This window comes from Pseudarthrobacter sp. KH_020_B, from assembly GCF_057840185.1.
Genome location: NZ_CM174506.1, coordinates 942,329 through 959,168, shown reverse-complemented (window position 1 = coordinate 959,168; position 16,840 = coordinate 942,329). Strand labels below are relative to the sequence as shown.

Genomic DNA, 16,840 nt, shown 5'->3' with positions numbered 1-16,840 from the left:
AGGTGCTCGCGCCGTTTTTATCCCGGCACTTTCGCGCATTCCTCCGCCGTGGCCTCCCCAAGAACCGGCGCGGGAACCTGCACGGCAACCGGCGCGGGAACCGGTGCCGCGGGCAGCGTGATCCTGCCCTGCCCGGCGTAGATATTCAGGCTGGTGCCCCGGCTGAAACCTGCCAGGGTCATGCCGCTGGCCTCCGCCAGCTCCACTGCCAGGCTCGACGGCGCGCTCACCGCCGCCAGCACGGGAATGCCCGCCAATGCTGCTTTCTGGACGAGTTCAAACGACGCGCGGCCCGAGACCTGAAGGACCAGCCCGGTCAGCGGAAGCAACCGCTCCCGCAGTGCCCAGCCCACCACCTTGTCCACGGCGTTGTGGCGTCCCACATCCTCGCGGAGGCACAAGAGCTGCACGCCGCCGTCGTCCGTTATGCGGAAGAGGCCCGCGGCGTGCACTCCGCCGGTGACGTCAAATACGTCCTGGGCTTCGCGGAGCCGCCCGGGCAGGGAAGCCAAAACGTCGGCCGGTACGGTCAACGGATCCGCCGCCGGGCTGAAATGGGAGGACTTGCGCACTGCCTCGATCGAGTCCGTGCCGCAGATACCGCAGGAACTTGAAGTGAAGACGTTCCGTCCCTTCGCCGGGAGTTCGACGTCGGGCCGCAGCTGGGCTTCCACCACATTGAAGGTCTGGACGCCGTTTTCGTCCTCGCCGGCGCAGAACCGCAGTGAAACCAGCTGCTCGGGAGCCCAGATGATCCCCTCGGACACCAGGAAGCCGGCCACCAGGTCAAAGTCGTCCCCGGGCGTCCGCATGGTCACTGAAAACGACAGCGCGCCGATCCGGATTTCCAGCGGCTCTTCGACAGCCAGGACGTCTTCGCGGTGGCGCACCGGGAACTCAAGGGCATTCGCCGAGCCATCCAGGACGTATTTGTGCACCTTGCGGCGCTGGGTCACCCGCCCCATCAGCCGCCTGCCCGACTGTTTCGCAGGACCCCGTGGACGTTCCGGACCTGCCGGTTGGGACTGTTCATAAGTCCATCATCGCACCACGGGCGGGCCTGCGGAGTCTGTGACCCCGCAGCACGGCGCCTACCCCAGCAGGGCACTCCAGTCCACCGGGCCGGCGGGCTTCGAAGCATCCTTGCCTGCCGCCCGGGTCGCTGCCTTGGCGGCGGGCCGGCCCTTGGGCTTGGTACCCGGCTGCTCAGGCATGGGCACCGGCGGCCCCCACGGCAAGGCGAACGCCGGGACGGGTTCGCCCAGCTGCACGCCATGCGGCGGAACAACCATCACCCCGTGCGCCGACGCCAGCCCGCGCATCATCCCGGGCCCCGTGTGCTTGGCCGGTGAGGCCATCCCGTACAGCAGGCGGAAGGGCATCAGCCTGGTCCGGCCCGGCTCCGGTTCGAGCGTGGTGCCGCACGGGACCTCCTGCACCGGCGGCATGGTGCCGTGGCCCAGCGCGGCCAGCAGCGGTTCGCCCACCGTGGACAATGCCATCATGGCGGCCAGGGGGTTCCCGGGGAGGCCAAGGACAAAGCGCCCGTCGGGGAGCTCGGCCAGGACAGCCGGGTGGCCGGGGCGCATGGCGATGCCATCGATCACCAGCCGGCCACCCAGTTCCGCCACCGCTCGGCGGAGGTGGTCGGTGTCCGAGCGGCCGGTGCCGCCGGTGGTGATTACGACGTCGGCCGGCAGCGCGGAGGGGTCCGGCACCTCGGGCGGGAGGTCGGCCAGGCCGTCGAGCCACTCCGCATAGGAGTCGCCGATCCGTTCCTGGCCGCCGTCGATGCCGCCGAGCATTTCCACAACGGCCGCGAGCTGCGGGCCGAAGGTGTCCCGGACCTGTCCGGGGACCGGCAACCCCTGGGCCACAACTTCGGAGCCGGTCAGCAGGAGTTTGACCACCGGCTTGCCCTGGACCAGCAGGTCATCATGACCGGCCAGGGCCGCGACCGCCAGGTGGGCCGGGTTCAGTGTTACGCCGGCCTTGACCAGCACCTCCCCCGCTTCAGCTTCCTCCCCCGCCTTGCGGATATGCTGCCCGTTCCCGGGTTCGCCGGGGCGGGCGGTGCCGCCGGTCATCAGCAGCGGCAGGCCGTCGTCGTCCGTTCCAAGCACGGCGCTTTCGCTGCGCAGGACCGCTTTGGCGCCGGGCGGGATCAGTCCGCCGGTGACAATGGGACTGGCCTGGTGCGGTGCCAGCCGCTGGCCAGCCTCCGCCACGATCCACGGGCCGCTGCCGTTGACGGCCCAGCCGTCCATCGCAGACGACGCATAGTGCGGCATGTCGTGCAGCGCGGTGATGTCCTCGGCCAGGACCCTGCCCAGGGTCTGGCCCAGGGGAACCCGGCCCGGCGGAATCGGCGTTGCGATGTCAAAGGCGGCTTTGCGAGCCTCGTCCCAGGTGTGGGCAAGGTGCTTTGCCGGGGCTGTCTCCTGCTGGGGGTTTTCGGATGCGTCGCCGGGAGCGGCGGTCACTGAACGGGAGTCATTCGACGGGGGTTCCGGCGGATTCCGCGTCATAGTCTGCGGCAAGGGTGCGGGCACGGTCCATGGCGGCGGTCATGGCAGCGGCGTTAGTGGCCTGTCCCGATCCCGCGGCCAGGCCGGCGGCGAAACCGGCAATAAAGGTGGTGAGCGGGGCGGCCGGGCGAACCACTGAGTGGGCTGCCACGCCGGCCAGCGACAGGATGGTGTTGACGTCGATCTGGACGTCCTCCAGTTCATACGCCTGGAGCAAGGCCCTGCACCACTCTTCCAGCGTCTCGTCCTGGCTTTTCACGCTCTGCCTCCCAATTCATCTGCGGCGGTGTTGCCCCGGAGCCCGGCTAGGGGATCCGGGCCGGCTACTCCAAGTGCGGCGGCATCGTCCCAGGTGTCCACGTCGGCCGTGGAGCCGGCCGGAACGGCGACAAGCTGCACGTCCAGACTAGCAAGGAGTGCCCTCACCGAACCGTTGATTAAGCGTCCTGTGCTTTCCAGTTCCGCCACGGAACGTTGTAGCGCGGCCGTGCTATAAAAACCGACCAGTGGCTGGCGGCGGCCATCGTCCGAGACCGCCACCACGCCGTCCGACTCCAAGCCTGCCGGCGTTCCGGCGGAGTGTTTCCCGGCGGCGGGGCCTCCTGAGCGCAACGCAGCCTTCAGCGCCGCCACCGCCTGCCCCACGTTGGGCATGTCGCAGGCCAGCACCAGCGTCAGACCGGGGCGGTTGCCGCCCGCAGCGGCCAGGGCTGCGAGCCCGGCCGCGATGGCGGCCGCCGGACCGCCAAACGGCGGTTCTTCGCGGCAGCGGAGAAACCCGGCAGGGACTTCCCCAGTAGGCACTTTCCCGGCCTCCGGACCAACCACGACGGCGGCCCGGGCTCCCCCGGCAGCGGTGGCGGAGCGGCGCAACAGGGAGTCGCCGTCGTACATCAGACTCTGCTTGGGCACACCACCGAGCCGCGACGAACGGCCGCCGGCGAGGATGACGGCATCGAAGTCGAGGGGGTCAGCGTCCACCCTCCTAGCTTAACCGCGCGGGCTCGAATACCGCGCGGGGCTGGACTTCAGGCGGCCGGTCAGACGGCCCGGTCAGGCGGCCCGTTCCGGCAGCAGGAAGGGATCCCAGGCCGGCGTGGGCTTCTCAAGTTCCTTGATCTGCCAGATGGTGCCATGCGGTGGTTCCGGGACAAACCTGAGCTTCCAGCCCATTTCAGCCGGCGTGTGGTCGCCCTTGGTGTTGTTGCACCGGAGGCACGCGGCCACCAGATTCTCCCAGGAGTCGGCGCCGCCACGTGATTTGGGCTGCACATGGTCGATCGTGTGGGCACCTTTGCCGCAATACGCGCACCGGTGACCGTCCCGCCGCAGGACTCCGCGGCGGCTGACTGCGGTCCCCTGGTTGTATCTGGGGCGGATGTAGCGGTTCAGGAGAATCACTGACGGCCGGCCCAGAATCTCCTGCGGTCCCACCACAGGATCATCGCCCTCGGCAATGACACTGGCCTTGCCCGTGAGCACAAGCACCAGCGCCCGGCGGAAGGTGACTACCGCCAGCGGTTCATATCCAGCATTCAGAACGAGAGTGCGCATGCACGTACCTCTTTGTGGCCGCACCCGTCAGGGGCACGAGGGCCGGCTGCCCCCGGCATATCCGGGCTATGGATCGACACCACAAGAGTAAACAAAGAATCCCGGGATCAACTAATCCCGGACGTGGCCGCGGTCACGTGTCGGGCCAGGCAGCCGTCCGGATCCGTGCAAAAAGCCCGCAGACAGCAAAGGACCCCCGCCGTGAGGCGAGGGTCCTTCGAAGGCTGAGTCAGCTGCTAGGACACGCGGATGAAGACCGGTCCTGAGCCAACGTTGGCGCTGAAGACAACGGTCTGGTTGCCGTTGTAGCCGCCGTGCACTGCCTGGCCGTTGCCGGCGTATACGGCAATGTGGGCCACGCCCGCGCCGCCGTCGGCGTAGTAGATCAGGTCGCCGGGCTGGGCCTCGGCGGCGCTCACGGTCTGTCCCAGGGACAGGTAGCCTGCAGGCCAGCCGTGGTAGTTGATGCCCACGGCGGCCAGGGCGTTGGTTACCAGCATGGTGCAGTCCTGCATAACACCCAGCTGGGCGTACGCGGCGGACAGGATGGCCTGGCCCTTGCCGCTGGCAGCAACCGGCGCCTTCGGAGCGGCCGCCGCTACGTTGACGGTGGCAGCGGCCTTGGCCGGAGCCGGAGCCGGAGCCGGAGCTTCAACAACAGGTGCGGGAGCCTCAACCGGAGCCGGCGTGGTGGTCACGGCGGGCTTCTCGTAGGAGATGGCAATAGTGGAAGCAGCCGAAATGATGGCGGGGGCGGAAACCTCAACCTCAAGGTTCGAAGCGGAAGCAGCTTCACGCTGGACGCCGGTGTCAGCGTTCGCAGCGATACCACTGGTCAGGACAAGGCCGGAAGCAGCAGCGATAACCGCTGCCTGACGGCCCACGCCGCCGGCGTTGTCGCCGACAGCCTTGGCAATGACAGCCAGCGAGTTGGTCTTGGCGACCTCGGCGCGGTGCCGTGCAACAGTTGCGCGTGTAGTCATTAATTTCTCTCTTTCGTTTTCCTCAGGACCGCGTGGGCAGCCCAAGGGCTTTGGACGCGCCGGCATCTTGGGGGTACGCCGGCACGCCCCGAACGGGGATTTAGCGAAGAGTTTCTCGCGAAGAAACGGTTCCGGCAGCACAGGGCTGCGGAACTGCTGGATTGGAGGAAACTACGGGGCCATCGTGAAGAACGATCCGCCGCCCGTGGATGCCACGGAGTGGAGCAGCGTGCCCTGGGACGGGTTCAGTGCGCTGATCATCATGCCGTTGCCGACGTAGATGCCAACGTGTGCGCCGCCATTCTGCATGACCAGGTCACCGGGAGCCGGTGTGGCGGTGGGCCGCATGGCGGTCCAGGCATTGGTGCGGGGAATGCTGATGCCGGCCTGGGCGTAGACCCACTGGGTGAAGCCGGAGCAGTCCCAGCCATTGGGAGTGGTGCCGCCCCAGAGGTAGGGGTGGCCGATACCGGTGTAGGCAAGTGCTGCCAGACCCGAAGCGGCAGCGGAGGAGACAGTGTCCGCGAGCTTGGAGGCCGCGGCCTCGGTTGCGGCAGCACCCTGGGCCCCGGTTTCGGAGGCCGTGGACTGCGCACGGACCGTCTCAACCTTCGGCGCCGGCGTCGTCTTGATAACGGGGCGTTCGAAGGAAACAGTAGCCGTGGGCGCGGCAGTTACGGCAAGTGCCGTCTGCGCGGAACCGGACTCGCTGGAGGCGGATACGCCGGCGGTGGTGTCCGCGGCGTTGGCCGGAAGCCCCATGCTCAGGATCAGACCTGATGCAGCTGCGATAACAGCAGCCTGGCGACCTACGGTCCCGGCGTTGGCACTGACGGCCTTGGACACGGAGCCCAAGGGGTTAGTGCGAACCGGTTGTGCGCGGTGACGCGCAGAAGTATGGCGTGAAGACACGAAGGTAGCCTCTCCCAATGCCTGCGAGGTGAGCTGTCGGATTCGGATGGGAGTCACCCGGCCGCGCTGCTTCACGGTGGAAGCTTTGCGACTTAACCCCAAGGCCTTCAAAATTCGAAGACCAAAATTGGTTCCCCCGCCCCTGCCAGACGATGTCATGCGAACGGACCTTGAGCGGTGGCAGAGCTAGGCAATCCACTCAAGAACGTCAACTTCGGAAAAGTTGACGCGCTTTAGACGTTACAGGAGTTCCGAGCCAATGTCACATTCAGGTCACGGCATGTCGCTGCGATTTGAGAGTTTGCCATCATTTTGAATCAGAGCCAGCCGGTGGGGTCAACGACTTCGCCGTTGATCTGGACCTCGAAGTGGAGGTGGCAGCCCGTGGAAGCGCCCGTGGTGCCGCTGAGGGCTACGACGTCGCCGCGGCTGACCGTCTGGCCTACCCTGACGCTGGCGGAGGAGAGGTGGTTGTACGTGGTTTCAAGGCCATTGCCGTGATCCACCACCACGCGGTTGCCGCCGCCGTACTGGTGCCAGCCCACGAAGGTCACGGTGCCGCTGGCAGCAGCCAGGACAGAGGTTCCGCACTGTGCCATGAAGTCCTGGCCACGGTGGAAGTCGCCGGAACCGCCGGTGATGGGGCTGATCCGGAATCCGAAGGGTGAGGCCGTAGCCAGCTGGGCCAGCGGCGAGCCGAGGCTTCCGGCAGAGGCGGCGCGGGTAATGGATCCCGCGGACTGGGCGCTCAGCAGCTGCTTCAGCTTGCCGTCGGGATCACCCTGGGTAACCACGGACGAGCGGCTGAAATCAATTTGGGCGGCGGCTTCGGCAGTAACTTCGGGCTGCGGAGCAGCGGAAACGGCTGACGCCGGCTGGCCGGGTGCCGGCGTGGCCATCACGGGGCCGGTCACAGGAACCGTCACGGTGAGTGCCAGGCCTGTGGCTGCCAAAGCGATGCCCGCCTTCTGGCCGAGGCCACTGGCGGCGGCGAAATCCGTCATCTGCCGGAATGGTCCCCGGCGGCGGCGTGCTTCCCGCTGTGGGTCGCGGGGCCTCTCCGCGGTGAAATCCTCGGCCACTCTGGGCGCCGAAGCGGGACCCACCGCGCGACGGCGGCCCCTGGAGTATTGCGTGGTCAAGAATGTTCCTCTCTGGATAGCCTGCGAAGTTAGCTGTCGGATTCGGGTCAGAGAGTTCAAAGACCCGGTCCGCCGTAACAAGCACTTTGGCGCAGAGATATCCCGTGAGGATCCTTCGCTGGAAGAGGCTTGCTGCTGACGGACTTCACCCCAAGGCAGTCTTGCGACTGCCGGTTGTGGTTCCCCCGCCTCTGCCAGTTGGTGACTCGTGCACCTGATCCGCTGGCAGAGCTCGGCTCCGGATCAGGTAACGCTTTTGTATCGACGCTGAGTTGCAACTATAGGTGATTAACTTGGACAGTAACAATTCCGTTATCTTTGCGGAACTGGCGTCACTGCGCTACGGCGCGGCACCACAAGGGGGCCGCCGTCCTGTTAGCGGGAGACTGCCGCCCCCGTCAGCGGACGGACACAAAGACGTGGGATGCCACTTCCGGGGGCAGCTCGAGCGCCCCTTCTATTCCCGGAACCCGCACCGAAATGTACTCCCCCACGCGCTCCAGGGACACCGAGGCACCGGGCCTGATCCCGCCTTCGTCCAGCTGGACCAGCAGCTCAGGTTCCACCTGGATGGGCTCAGCCAGCCGGCTGACTGTCACGCTCGACGCCGGCCCGTAGCCCTGCATCGCATCAAGGAGATTAATCACACCAGCGTCAGGGAGCGCAGGCGCGGGTCCGCCCAGGGCGGCCAGCCCGGGAATGGGGTTGCCGTACGGGGACTCGGTGGGATGGTTGAGCAATTCGTAGATGCGCTGCTCAACGCGTTCACTCATCACGTGTTCCCAGCGGCACGCTTCATCGTGGACGTAGGCCCAGTCCAGGCCAATCACATCCGCCAGAAGCCGTTCCGCCAACCGGTGCTTGCGCATCACTTCCGTGGCGCGTTTCCGTCCGGCTTCGGTCAGCTCCAGGTGACGGTCTCCGGAGACCACCACCAGTCCGTCGCGTTCCATCCGGCCGATGGTTTGGGACACCGTGGGCCCGGAATGCCTCAGCCGTTCGGCGATGCGTGCGCGAAGAGCAACGATGTTCTCTTCTTCAAGCTCCAAAATGGTCCGAAGATACATCTCCGTAGTATCGATCAGATCCGTCATCCAGCTCAGCTCCTCGAGCGCAGTACCTTGCGTTGTCCCACCGTATCGCGTCCCGCGCAGCGGCGAGGTCCGCTAAAAAGCTTAGCCTATTTTGAATTTGTCTGGATAATCCCCGGGCGGGGACAAATGGTCTCATTGGCCGGACTTATGACGGCGCCGGTTCCCGCCCAATCGAGGGTTCGGGCAGAATAAAGGAGGTCCTTATGCAGTCACCGCCGACTACCGGCCACCCCACCGTCCGGACGTGAGCCACGTCCATGCCGAAATTGGAGCCCCCGTGAGCGAAACCAGCATCACTATTCCTGCCGAACTCCTGCCAAAGGATGGACGGTTCGGCGCAGGACCGTCCAAGGTCCGGCCGGAGCAGCTCGAAGCACTCTCGGCGGCGTCCAGGACCATCCTGGGCACCTCCCACCGCCAGGCTCCGGTCAAGAACCTCGTAGGCTCCGTCCGTGACGGCCTCAGCCAGTTCTTCCGGGCCCCCGAGGGCTATGAAGTGGTCCTCGGCGTCGGCGGCTCCACCGCTTTCTGGGACGTCGCCAGCTTCGGCCTGGTGGAGAAGAAGGCCCAGCACCTGTCGTTCGGCGAGTTCGGCTCCAAGTTCGCCTCAGCCACCAACAAGGCCCCGTTCCTGGACGCCTCCTCCATCATCAAGTCCGAGCCCGGCACGCGCCCGGTATCCGCCGCCGAGGCCGGCGTGGACGTCTACGCCTGGCCGCAGAACGAAACCTCCACCGGTGTCGCAGCTCCGGTCAAGCGCGTTGTGGGAGCCGACGCCGGTTCCCTGGTCCTGGTGGACGCCACCTCAGCGGCCGGCGGCCTGGACGTGGACGTCTCCGAAGCCGATGTCTACTACTTCGCCCCGCAGAAGAACTTCGCGTCCGACGGCGGCCTGTGGCTGGGCCTCTTCTCCCCCGCCGCGGTGGAACGCGCCGCCCGGGTCAAGGCCAGCGGCCGTTGGATCCCGGACTTCCTGGACCTCCAGACCGCCATCGATAACTCCAGGCTGAACCAGACGTACAACACGCCGTCGCTCTCCACCCTGGTGACCCTCGACAACCAGGTCCAGTGGCTGAACAGCAACGGCGGGCTCGACTTCGCCAGCAAGCGCACCGCTGACTCCGCCGGCCGGATCTATTCCTGGGCCGAGGCCTCCGAGTACGCCACCCCGTTTGTGGCCAAGGCGGAGGACCGGTCCAACGTCATCGCCACCATCGACTTCGACGACTCGATCGATGCTGCCGCGATCGCCAAGGTGCTGCGCTCCAACGGCATCGTGGACACCGAGCCGTACCGCAAGCTGGGCCGCAACCAGCTCCGGATCGCCACGTTTGTGGCCATCGAGCCGGCTGACGTCTCCGCGCTGCTGGCAAGCATCGACTACGTGGTGGGCGAACTGCGCAAGTAGCTCCCCCGGGCGCGAACGGACACTTGAGGCCCAGGAACCGGGGCCCCAAGTGTCCGTTCGCGCTGTTTTGTGGTGGCGCCAGGTTTGTGGTGACGCCAGTTGTCAGCGTCCGACGGCGTCGTCCGGGTTTTCGTCCCGGGCGGCGCCGTTTGCGTTGTCCCCCGGTTGCTGGACGCCCAGGTGGGAGACCACACCGAAGTACCGCAGGCCGCGGGCGCGCCGGTTGAAGGTGAGCCGGAGCTGCTGGGCGCGGATGATCCAGATCATTCCGATCACGGCGGCGATGATCCCGGAGGCTGCCGCCACGGCAAGTGACCACCGGGGGCCGGCGACGTTGGCCACCCATCCCACAAGTGGGGCGCCGATGGGTGTGCCGCCCATGAAGATGGCCATGTACAGGGCCATGACCCTGCCCCGCATGACGGGATCGGTGGTGGTCTGGACGTAGCCGTTGGCACTGGTCATCATGGTGATCGCGAACAGGCCCACCGGCACCAGCGCGACGCCGAACCAGAAGTAGTCCGGGGCAAGCGCGGCCAGTCCCGAGGTCACGCCAAAGGCGGCCGCCGCGCCGAAGATCATCCGCAACCGGGGCTTACCGCGGCCGGCGGAGAGCAGCGCGCCTGCCACGGAACCGATGGCCATGATGGAATTCATCAGCCCGAAGGCGCTGGCGTCCAGCCCGAATTCCGTGCCCACCATCGCGGCGATGAACAGCACGAAATTGAGCCCGAGTGTTCCCACGATGAACACGGCCACGAGGACCACCACAATGTCCGGCCGGAACCGCACATAGCGCAGCCCCTCCCGGATCCGGCCCTTGCCCGGCGCCGCGCGCGGAAGCTGCCGCAAGGACGCCGTCGGAATCTTCCACAGGCTCAGGAGCATGGCCAGGAAGGTGCAGGTGTTGATCAGGAACACCCAGCCGGGACCGACCGCCACGGTGAGGACGCCGGCCACGGCGGGCCCGATCATCCGGGCGACGTTGAAGGAGGCACTGTTCAGGGCCACAGCGTTGGGCAGGTAGTCGTCCCGCACGAGTTCCGATACGAAGGTCTGCCGCACCGGGGCATCGAGGGCTGAGACCATGCCCAGCAGCAGGGCGAAGCCGTAAACGTGCCACAGCTGGCCGGCGCCGAGCACCACCAGGACGCCCAGGCCGGTGCTCAGGAGGGCCATCATCGACTGCGTGATGATGAGCAGCTGCCGGCGGCTGTACCGGTCCGCCACGAGGCCGGCCACCGGTGCGAGGAACAGCTGTGGCCCCAGCTGCAGTGCCATGGTGATGCCCATGGCCCCGGCGTCGTGATCGGTGAGGTGGTCAAACACCAGCCAGTCCTGGGCCGTCCGCTGCATCCAGGTTCCGATGTTGGAAACCAGCGCGCCGAGGAACCAGATCCGGTAGTTGAGGATGTGCAGGGATTTGAAGGTGGACATCAGTTCCGGCCTTCGTGGTTTTCAACCCTGCGCATTGTCAACTGCTTAGTCAGCCTCGCCGGCGGGGTCGTCGTCGTCCGATTCTTCGGAGTCTTCGGATTCTTCGTCCTCGTCTTCGGACCCGGGAGTGTCAGCCTCGGCCTGCAAAGCGTCCGGCTCCGCAGTGAGGGCCTCCGCCGCGGGTGACTCCTCTTCCTCTGCAGTCTGCGCGTCCTCGGGGCGGACACGCTCGGCCCACGGCACCCACTCCGGGGAGAGGATGGAGTCCTCCGACGGCAGGAGGCCAAGCTCGCTGACCGTGACCACCTTGGAGCGGGAGTTCCGGGTCAGGACCGCGTACCACTGCCAGCCGTGGTACCCGGCCATTTTTGATTCGAAGAGGTGTGTGACCAGGCGGTCGCCCTCACTTTTGGCCGCCAGGTGCGCACCGATGTCCGACGCCGCCGTGATGCCTTCGATGGCGGTTCGTGCTTCGCCGACGGCAGCCGCGAGGAAGGCATCCGGCTTTCCGGTACGCCACACGGGCACGCCGGTACGGCGCTTGGCCTCGGCTTTGGGGCCCGCCTTCTCCGCTGCCGTGGTGCCCGGCTGTTCAGCTTCCGCGTTCATGGCCAAGGCCTAGACGTCCAGCTCGTCGGCAACCTTACGCAGGGCAGCCGCGATGGCCTTGCCCTTGTTGCCTTCCGGGTACTTGCCCGCGGACAGGGTTCCGGAGAGGTTGTCCAGCACGCTGACCAGGTCCTGGACGAGCGGCGCGAGGTCCCGGGCGCTGGGCCGCTTGGCCTTGGCGATGGACGGCGTCTTGTCCAGGATGCGCAGGCCCAGGGCCTGTGCACCCTTGCGGCCATCGGCAACGCCGAACTCAACCCGGGTGCCGGCCTTCAGCTCCGTGATGCCTTCGGGCAGCGATGATTTGGGCAGGAAGACTTCCTGGCCGTCCTCGCCTGCGAGGAATCCGAAGCCTTTTTCCTTGTCATACCACTTGACCTTGCCGGTAGGCACGTAATCAACCTTCTTCGTTCTGAGCTCTTCTGACACGGCCCTCCGTCACCGCATCCGCACTGATGTGCGGGTCCAGGGTATGACAGCGACGGACCGTGTTGGTCTGTTCCTCAAGGTTATCCTGCCGGGGCCCGGAATCCTGCTTTCACGCACCCTTCGTCCTGCCGCCTGCCGCGGCTGTGCGCCCGCGGCTCACGGCTGCCTGTGGCGCCACCACCGGCCGCCCGGCTGTTAGCGTTACCTGTATGACACCCTCGCGATACCGGCGCCCACTGATGATCTGCGCAGCGGTTGTTGCCATGTTTTCCCTCGTGGCGGTAGGAGCCGTCATGGCCCTGGCCTTCGCAGGCTCCGCGGCTCCCGCCTGGGTCACCGCCACTGCCCTGTACGGGTTGCCTGTGGCGTTCCTTCTGATGCTCTTCCTGGTCCTGGACAGCGTGGCCGGCCGGCGCCGGGCAGGAAAGTCCAGCGGACGGTAACGTTGGACTGATGTCCCTTATCCGCGCGCTCAGCAAAGAACTGGAAGCACGCAGCGATGACTCGTTGCGGGCGCTTTTCGCGGCGCGGCCGGACCTTATGTCCCCCGCAGTTCCTGACTTTTCCGCCCTGGCCGCCCGGGCAAGCGCGCGGGTCAGCGTCCAGCGCGCGCTCGAGCGGCTTAACAGGCCGCAGATGCAGGTGCTGGAAACCCTGCACCTCTGCACGAACACGGACACCGAGCACAGCGCATCTGCGGCGGGCGTCCGGAAACTCATTGCAGGGTCCACGGTGGCGGCGCTGGAACGCATCCTGGCCTCGCTCCAGGAACTGGCGTTGGTGCACCGGGCAGTGCCGCCGCATGGAACGGTGGCTTCGGCCCACCGGCAGCGTTACTACCTGCCGGTGGGAAGCCTCAAGGACGTGGTGGGAATCTATCCTGCGGGGCTGGGGCGCAGCTACACCGAACTGGTCAGGCTTCAGCCCGCGTTTGCCCAGCGGGCAGTCCAGCTCGTAGCCGAGCTGCACCGCAGCGGCGTCTCCATCCAGAACGCCACCACCCCCATGGAGGCAGCGCTCGCGCTGCAGCATTGGACGTCCTCTCCCGAGGCACTCGGCGAGGCTTTGGCCGGGGCCCCGGAACGCACGACGGCGTTGCTCGCCAAATTCCGCAACTGGGCCATGGGTGCCGTCCCCCAGGCGCAACGGAAAGCGTCGGTCACGAACCAGGGCGCCGACGTCGGGCCCGTTGACTGGCTCCTGGCCCGCGGCCTGCTGGTCCCCCTGGACGCCGCACACGTGGAACTGCCGCACAGCGTGGGGCTGTCGCTGCGTGGCGGGGCCATCATCAATGACTTCTCCCTGTCCCCGCCGGTTCCGGAGCTGGGCAGCACCACCGCTGCGCTTCGCCGGAACGCGGCGCTGGGCGCCATCGCTGAAACCCTCCGGCTGGTGGGTGATCTCCTCCATGCCGTCCGCGAACAGCCGCTGGCTACGCTGCGCAGCGGCGGCGTGGGTGTCCGGGAAATGAAGCGGCTGGCCGAGACGCTGCGCATCGACCAGCACCGGGCGGGCCTGCTGCTGGAGCTCAGCGCCCTCTCCGGCCTGTTGCGCCTTGATGTGGACTCGTCCTCCTGGGTGCAGCCCCCGCAGCTGGAATGGCTGGCCCTCCCCCGCCAGGAGCAGTGGCTGTGGCTGGTCAACGCCTGGCTCGCGAGTGAGCGTGTGCCCTCGCTGGTGGGTCAGCCGGTTAACGGCCCCAGCGGCGTCCCCACCGCGCACCGTGCCCTGGCCGGGAACACCGTTAATGCCCTTTCAGCCGAGGCGCAGCGGCCGGACGCCCCGGTGGTCAGGAAGCGGATCCTGGAAATTCTGGAGGAGCTCACCCAGGAGGCTGCCGCGGCGGACGGCACGGCACCGGTCCTGGATGCTGCGGCCGTGCTCCAACGGGCTGAATGGACGCAGCCGCGGATGGCCCGGCGGTTCAGTTCCCTGATCAGGGGTGTGCTGGCGGAAGCGGAGCTGCTGGGACTGATCGGGTCCGGTGCGTTGAGTCAGCTCGGCAGCGCCATTGCCGAAGACAACCCGGACGAAGCCCTGGGCATCCTGGGCGAGCATCTGCCTGCGGCGCTGAACCACGTCCTGCTCCAGGCGGACCTGACCGCAGTTGCCCCGGGCTACCTGGCTCCGGAGCTGGCCGAAAAACTCCTGGTGATGGCCGACGCCGAGGGGCAGGGGCCCGCCACCATCTACCGGTTCTCCGCCAAGTCGGTTCGTCGGGCGCTGGACGCCGGGCACGACGCGTCGAGCCTCTTGGAGTTCCTGCGTGAGCATTCGGCCACGGCGGTGCCCCAACCGTTGGAATACCTGGTGGAGGACACCGCGTCCCGGCACGGCCGGCTCCGGGTGGGAACGGCCGCCAGCTTTATCCAAAGCGACGATGAGGCAACGGTGCTGGAACTGGCAGCGGAATCCAAGGCGGCCGGCCTGGGACTGGCCCGGATTGCGCCCACGGTGCTGATCTCCACTGCTCCGCCAAAGGAAACAGCCCAGGTCCTGCGCGGGCTGGGCCTCTCGCCGTCTGTGGACCAGTCCGAGCCCGGAGTGGTCCGGCTCCGCCGCACCACAAGTGTTCCCGGCAGCGCCCGCCCCGTCTACACGGCACCGCGGACCGCACCCGCCGAGGACGACGTCGCCGCGCAGCTGGCCGTCCTGCGGAACAGGCGGCCTGAAGCCTCCGGAAACCACACAGGCGCGGTGCCTGGCTCCGGCGAAGCTGCGACCCAGCTTGGGCTGGAGACCCTGCAGCGGGCTATCCGGCTCAAGCAGCGCGTGAGCATGAACGTGGTGGACAGCCAGGGGAATTCCTGCCTGGAGACAGTTGTTCCCCTTTCCGTGAACGGCGGACGCGTCAGGGTCTTCGATCCTGCCAAGGAAACCGAGCGAGTGCTCTCCATCCACCGCATTATCGATATTGAGGCCGCAGAAGAACTGCGCCAGTGAAGGACTCCCCCGCGTGAACGACGGCCCGCTGATCGTCCAAAGTGACAAGACCATCCTGCTCGAAGTGGACCACGAACTGGCCACCGAGGCGCGCCACGCCATCGCCCCCTTCGCCGAACTGGAACGCGCCCCCGAGCACATGCACAGTTACCGCCTGACGCCCCTGGGCCTGTGGAATGCACGCGCCGCCGGCCTGGACGCGGAGAAGGTCCTGGACACGCTGCTCAAATACTCGCGGTTCCCGGTGCCGCATTCGCTGCTGATCGACGTCGAAGAGACCATGTCCCGGTACGGGCGGCTGCGGCTGGAGAAGGACCCGCAGCACGGCCTGGTGATGCGCACGGACGACTACCCGGTGCTGGAGGAGGTCATCCGGTCCAAGAAAATCCAGCCCTTGCTCGGGCCGCGGATCGACGGCGAAACCATTGTGGTCCACTCCTCACAGCGCGGCCAGCTCAAGCAGCTGCTCCTGAAAATCGGGTGGCCGGCGGAGGATCTGGCCGGCTACGTGGACGGCACACCCCACCTGATCGCCCTGAACGAGGACGGCTGGAAGCTTCGCCCGTACCAGCAGCTCGCCACCGAGAATTTCTGGGCCGGCGGCAGCGGCGTGGTGGTGCTGCCCTGCGGGGCGGGCAAGACGCTGGTGGGTGCCGCGGCCATGGCCACGAGCTCCACCACAACGCTGATCCTGGTGACCAACACGGTGGCAGCCCGGCAGTGGAAGGATGAGCTGCTCAAGCGGACGTCCCTGACGGAGGATGAAATCGGCGAGTACTCGGGCGCGGTCAAGGAGGTCCGCCCGGTCACCATCGCCACGTACCAGGTCCTCACCACCAAACGCGGCGGCCTGTACCCGCACCTGGAACTGGTGGACGGTCACGACTGGGGCCTGATCATCTATGACGAAGTGCACCTCTTGCCGGCGCCGATCTTCCGGATGACCGCGGACCTGCAGGCCCGCCGCCGGCTGGGCCTCACCGCCACGCTGGTCCGCGAGGACGGCCGCGAAGGCGAGGTCTTCAGCCTCATCGGGCCCAAACGCTACGACGCGCCTTGGAAGGACATCGAAGCCCAGGGCTACATCGCCCCCGCGGACTGTGTGGAGGTCCGCATTGACCTGCCCCGGGACGAACGCGTGGCCTATGCCATGGCCGAGGACGCGGACAAGTACCGGTTGTGCGCCACGTCCGAGTCCAAGACCCTGATCGTGGAACAGCTGGTGGCCCGGCACGTGGGCGAGCAGCTGCTGGTGATCGGGCAATACATCGATCAGCTGGATGAGATCGGCGAGCGCCTGCAGGCTCCCGTTATCAAGGGCGACACGTCCGTCAAGGAACGGCAGAAACTCTTTGATGCCTTCCGCGCCGGCGACGTGAACACCCTGGTGGTGTCCAAGGTAGCCAACTTCTCCATCGACCTGCCGGAGGCCTCGGTGGCCATCCAGGTCTCGGGTTCTTTTGGGTCGCGGCAGGAGGAAGCCCAGCGGCTGGGCCGGCTGCTCCGCCCCAAGAAGGACGGCCGGGCGGCCCGCTTCTACTCGCTGGTGGCGCGGGACACCCTGGACCAGGATTTCGCGGCTAAGCGCCAGCGCTTCCTGGCAGAGCAGGGGTATGCCTACCGGATCATGGACGCCAAGGATGTGGATACGGCGGGCTGACCACATTTCCAGCCGGCCTAACAGCTGCGCACGCTGATCTCTTGATAACGAATTTGTAACTTTTGCGCGTCGTTGGTTAGGGTTGATGGAATACATGCTTTCAACGGGCATGCGTGTGGCCGCTTCGCCAAACCCCGCCGG

16 protein-coding genes and 2 riboswitches are annotated in these 16,840 nt (G+C 66.9%); of the genes, 4 read left to right on the top strand and 12 right to left on the bottom strand.

Features of this window, described 5'->3' with window-relative positions; genetic code table 11:
- Positions 1-17: 17 nt before the first annotated feature.
- The 9 genes from fdhD to AC3IT0_RS04550 all read right to left on the bottom strand — a co-directional run bounded on the left by fdhD (position 18) and on the right by AC3IT0_RS04550 (position 8,213).
- Positions 18-965 (bottom strand): formate dehydrogenase accessory sulfurtransferase FdhD, encoded by a 948-nt coding sequence (fdhD, locus tag AC3IT0_RS04590; protein WP_489322603.1) that lies wholly within the window; start codon positions 963-965, stop codon positions 18-20.
- Between the two features lie 126 nt (positions 966-1,091).
- A complete protein-coding gene (locus AC3IT0_RS04585) occupies positions 1,092-2,528 on the bottom strand; it encodes a molybdopterin molybdotransferase MoeA (protein ID WP_489322602.1) in 1,437 nt (478 codons plus the stop codon).
- Entirely contained in the window at positions 2,494-2,787 is a 294-nt protein-coding gene (locus AC3IT0_RS04580; RefSeq protein WP_489322601.1) for a DUF6457 domain-containing protein, read from the bottom strand. The genes AC3IT0_RS04585 and AC3IT0_RS04580 overlap by 35 nt, the downstream gene beginning before the upstream one ends.
- Positions 2,784-3,509: a molybdenum cofactor guanylyltransferase gene (mobA, locus tag AC3IT0_RS04575; protein WP_489322600.1), complete on the bottom strand. Its 726-nt coding sequence runs from the start codon at positions 3,507-3,509 to the stop codon at positions 2,784-2,786. Before mobA ends, AC3IT0_RS04580 begins: the two co-directional genes overlap by 4 nt.
- A gap of 72 nt (positions 3,510-3,581) precedes the next feature.
- The gene (locus AC3IT0_RS04570; RefSeq protein ID WP_104062827.1) at positions 3,582-4,082 is read right to left on the bottom strand and encodes an HNH endonuclease; all 501 of its coding nucleotides are present in this window, start codon (positions 4,080-4,082) and stop codon (positions 3,582-3,584) included.
- A gap of 236 nt (positions 4,083-4,318) precedes the next feature.
- Positions 4,319-5,065, bottom strand: coding sequence for an NlpC/P60 family protein (locus AC3IT0_RS04565; RefSeq protein ID WP_489322599.1), 747 nt, complete (start codon positions 5,063-5,065; stop codon positions 4,319-4,321).
- Between the two features lie 171 nt (positions 5,066-5,236).
- Positions 5,237-5,911 carry a C40 family peptidase gene (locus AC3IT0_RS04560; RefSeq protein ID WP_489322598.1) on the bottom strand — a complete coding sequence of 225 codons (675 nt, stop codon included), beginning with the start codon at positions 5,909-5,911 and terminating at the stop codon, positions 5,237-5,239.
- Positions 5,912-5,981: 70 nt separating this feature from the next.
- Positions 5,982-6,145, bottom strand: a riboswitch (cyclic di-AMP (ydaO/yuaA leader).
- 149 nt (positions 6,146-6,294) lie between these two features.
- Positions 6,295-7,119: a M23 family metallopeptidase gene (locus AC3IT0_RS04555; protein WP_489322597.1), complete on the bottom strand. Its 825-nt coding sequence runs from the start codon at positions 7,117-7,119 to the stop codon at positions 6,295-6,297.
- 3 nt (positions 7,120-7,122) lie between these two features.
- Positions 7,123-7,342: riboswitch (cyclic di-AMP (ydaO/yuaA leader) on the bottom strand.
- Between the two features lie 175 nt (positions 7,343-7,517).
- On the bottom strand, positions 7,518-8,213 hold the full coding sequence (locus AC3IT0_RS04550; protein ID WP_489322596.1) for an iron-dependent transcriptional repressor DtxR: 696 nt from the start codon (positions 8,211-8,213) through the stop codon (positions 7,518-7,520).
- A gap of 277 nt (positions 8,214-8,490) precedes the next feature.
- Here AC3IT0_RS04550 and serC point away from each other — a divergent pair, with 277 nt between their 5' ends.
- Positions 8,491-9,621 carry a phosphoserine transaminase gene (gene serC / locus AC3IT0_RS04545; protein ID WP_489322595.1) on the top strand — a complete coding sequence of 377 codons (1,131 nt, stop codon included), beginning with the start codon at positions 8,491-8,493 and terminating at the stop codon, positions 9,619-9,621.
- A gap of 102 nt (positions 9,622-9,723) precedes the next feature.
- Here serC and AC3IT0_RS04540 read toward each other — a convergent pair whose 3' ends face one another.
- From AC3IT0_RS04540 to AC3IT0_RS04530, 3 genes are read right to left on the bottom strand one after another with little or no spacing between them, the layout of a single operon-like run.
- A complete protein-coding gene (locus AC3IT0_RS04540) occupies positions 9,724-11,058 on the bottom strand; it encodes an MFS transporter (protein WP_489322594.1) in 1,335 nt (444 codons plus the stop codon).
- A 45-nt stretch (positions 11,059-11,103) separates the two neighbouring features.
- Positions 11,104-11,667 carry a DUF3027 domain-containing protein gene (locus tag AC3IT0_RS04535; RefSeq protein ID WP_489322593.1) on the bottom strand — a complete coding sequence of 188 codons (564 nt, stop codon included), beginning with the start codon at positions 11,665-11,667 and terminating at the stop codon, positions 11,104-11,106.
- Positions 11,668-11,676: 9 nt separating this feature from the next.
- Complete coding sequence (locus AC3IT0_RS04530) at positions 11,677-12,060, bottom strand: cold-shock protein (RefSeq protein ID WP_489322592.1); 384 nt, start codon at positions 12,058-12,060, stop codon at positions 11,677-11,679.
- A gap of 245 nt (positions 12,061-12,305) precedes the next feature.
- On the opposite strand from AC3IT0_RS04530, the gene AC3IT0_RS04525 reads away from it, so the two are divergent.
- Genes AC3IT0_RS04525 through AC3IT0_RS04515 form a run of 3 tightly spaced genes read left to right on the top strand, consistent with a single transcriptional unit; the run spans position 12,306 to position 16,699 of the window.
- Positions 12,306-12,539: a hypothetical protein gene (locus tag AC3IT0_RS04525; RefSeq protein ID WP_489322591.1), complete on the top strand. Its 234-nt coding sequence runs from the start codon at positions 12,306-12,308 to the stop codon at positions 12,537-12,539.
- A 10-nt stretch (positions 12,540-12,549) separates the two neighbouring features.
- The gene (locus tag AC3IT0_RS04520) at positions 12,550-15,039 is read left to right on the top strand and encodes a helicase-associated domain-containing protein (RefSeq protein WP_489322590.1); all 2,490 of its coding nucleotides are present in this window, start codon (positions 12,550-12,552) and stop codon (positions 15,037-15,039) included.
- A 13-nt stretch (positions 15,040-15,052) separates the two neighbouring features.
- A complete protein-coding gene (locus AC3IT0_RS04515; RefSeq protein ID WP_489322589.1) occupies positions 15,053-16,699 on the top strand; it encodes a DNA repair helicase XPB in 1,647 nt (548 codons plus the stop codon).
- Positions 16,700-16,840 lie beyond the last annotated feature (141 nt).

What these genes read in the sequence shown, in the direction of transcription:
- AC3IT0_RS04540 (WP_489322594.1), bottom strand. Translation starts at nt 11,058, where the DNA reads ATGTCCACCTTCAAATCCCTGCACATCCTCAACTACCGGATCTGGTTC.
- AC3IT0_RS04585 (WP_489322602.1), bottom strand. Translation starts at nt 2,528, where the DNA reads ATGACGCGGAATCCGCCGGAACCCCCGTCGAATGACTCCCGTTCAGTG.
- AC3IT0_RS04525 (WP_489322591.1), top strand. Translation starts at nt 12,306, where the DNA reads ATGACACCCTCGCGATACCGGCGCCCACTGATGATCTGCGCAGCGGTT.
- AC3IT0_RS04565 (WP_489322599.1), bottom strand. Translation starts at nt 5,065, where the DNA reads ATGACTACACGCGCAACTGTTGCACGGCACCGCGCCGAGGTCGCCAAG.
- AC3IT0_RS04520 (WP_489322590.1), top strand. Translation starts at nt 12,550, where the DNA reads ATGTCCCTTATCCGCGCGCTCAGCAAAGAACTGGAAGCACGCAGCGAT.
- AC3IT0_RS04535 (WP_489322593.1), bottom strand. Translation starts at nt 11,667, where the DNA reads ATGAACGCGGAAGCTGAACAGCCGGGCACCACGGCAGCGGAGAAGGCG.
- fdhD (WP_489322603.1), bottom strand. Translation starts at nt 965, where the DNA reads ATGGGGCGGGTGACCCAGCGCCGCAAGGTGCACAAATACGTCCTGGAT.
- AC3IT0_RS04550 (WP_489322596.1), bottom strand. Translation starts at nt 8,213, where the DNA reads ATGACGGATCTGATCGATACTACGGAGATGTATCTTCGGACCATTTTG.
- AC3IT0_RS04570 (WP_104062827.1), bottom strand. Translation starts at nt 4,082, where the DNA reads ATGCGCACTCTCGTTCTGAATGCTGGATATGAACCGCTGGCGGTAGTC.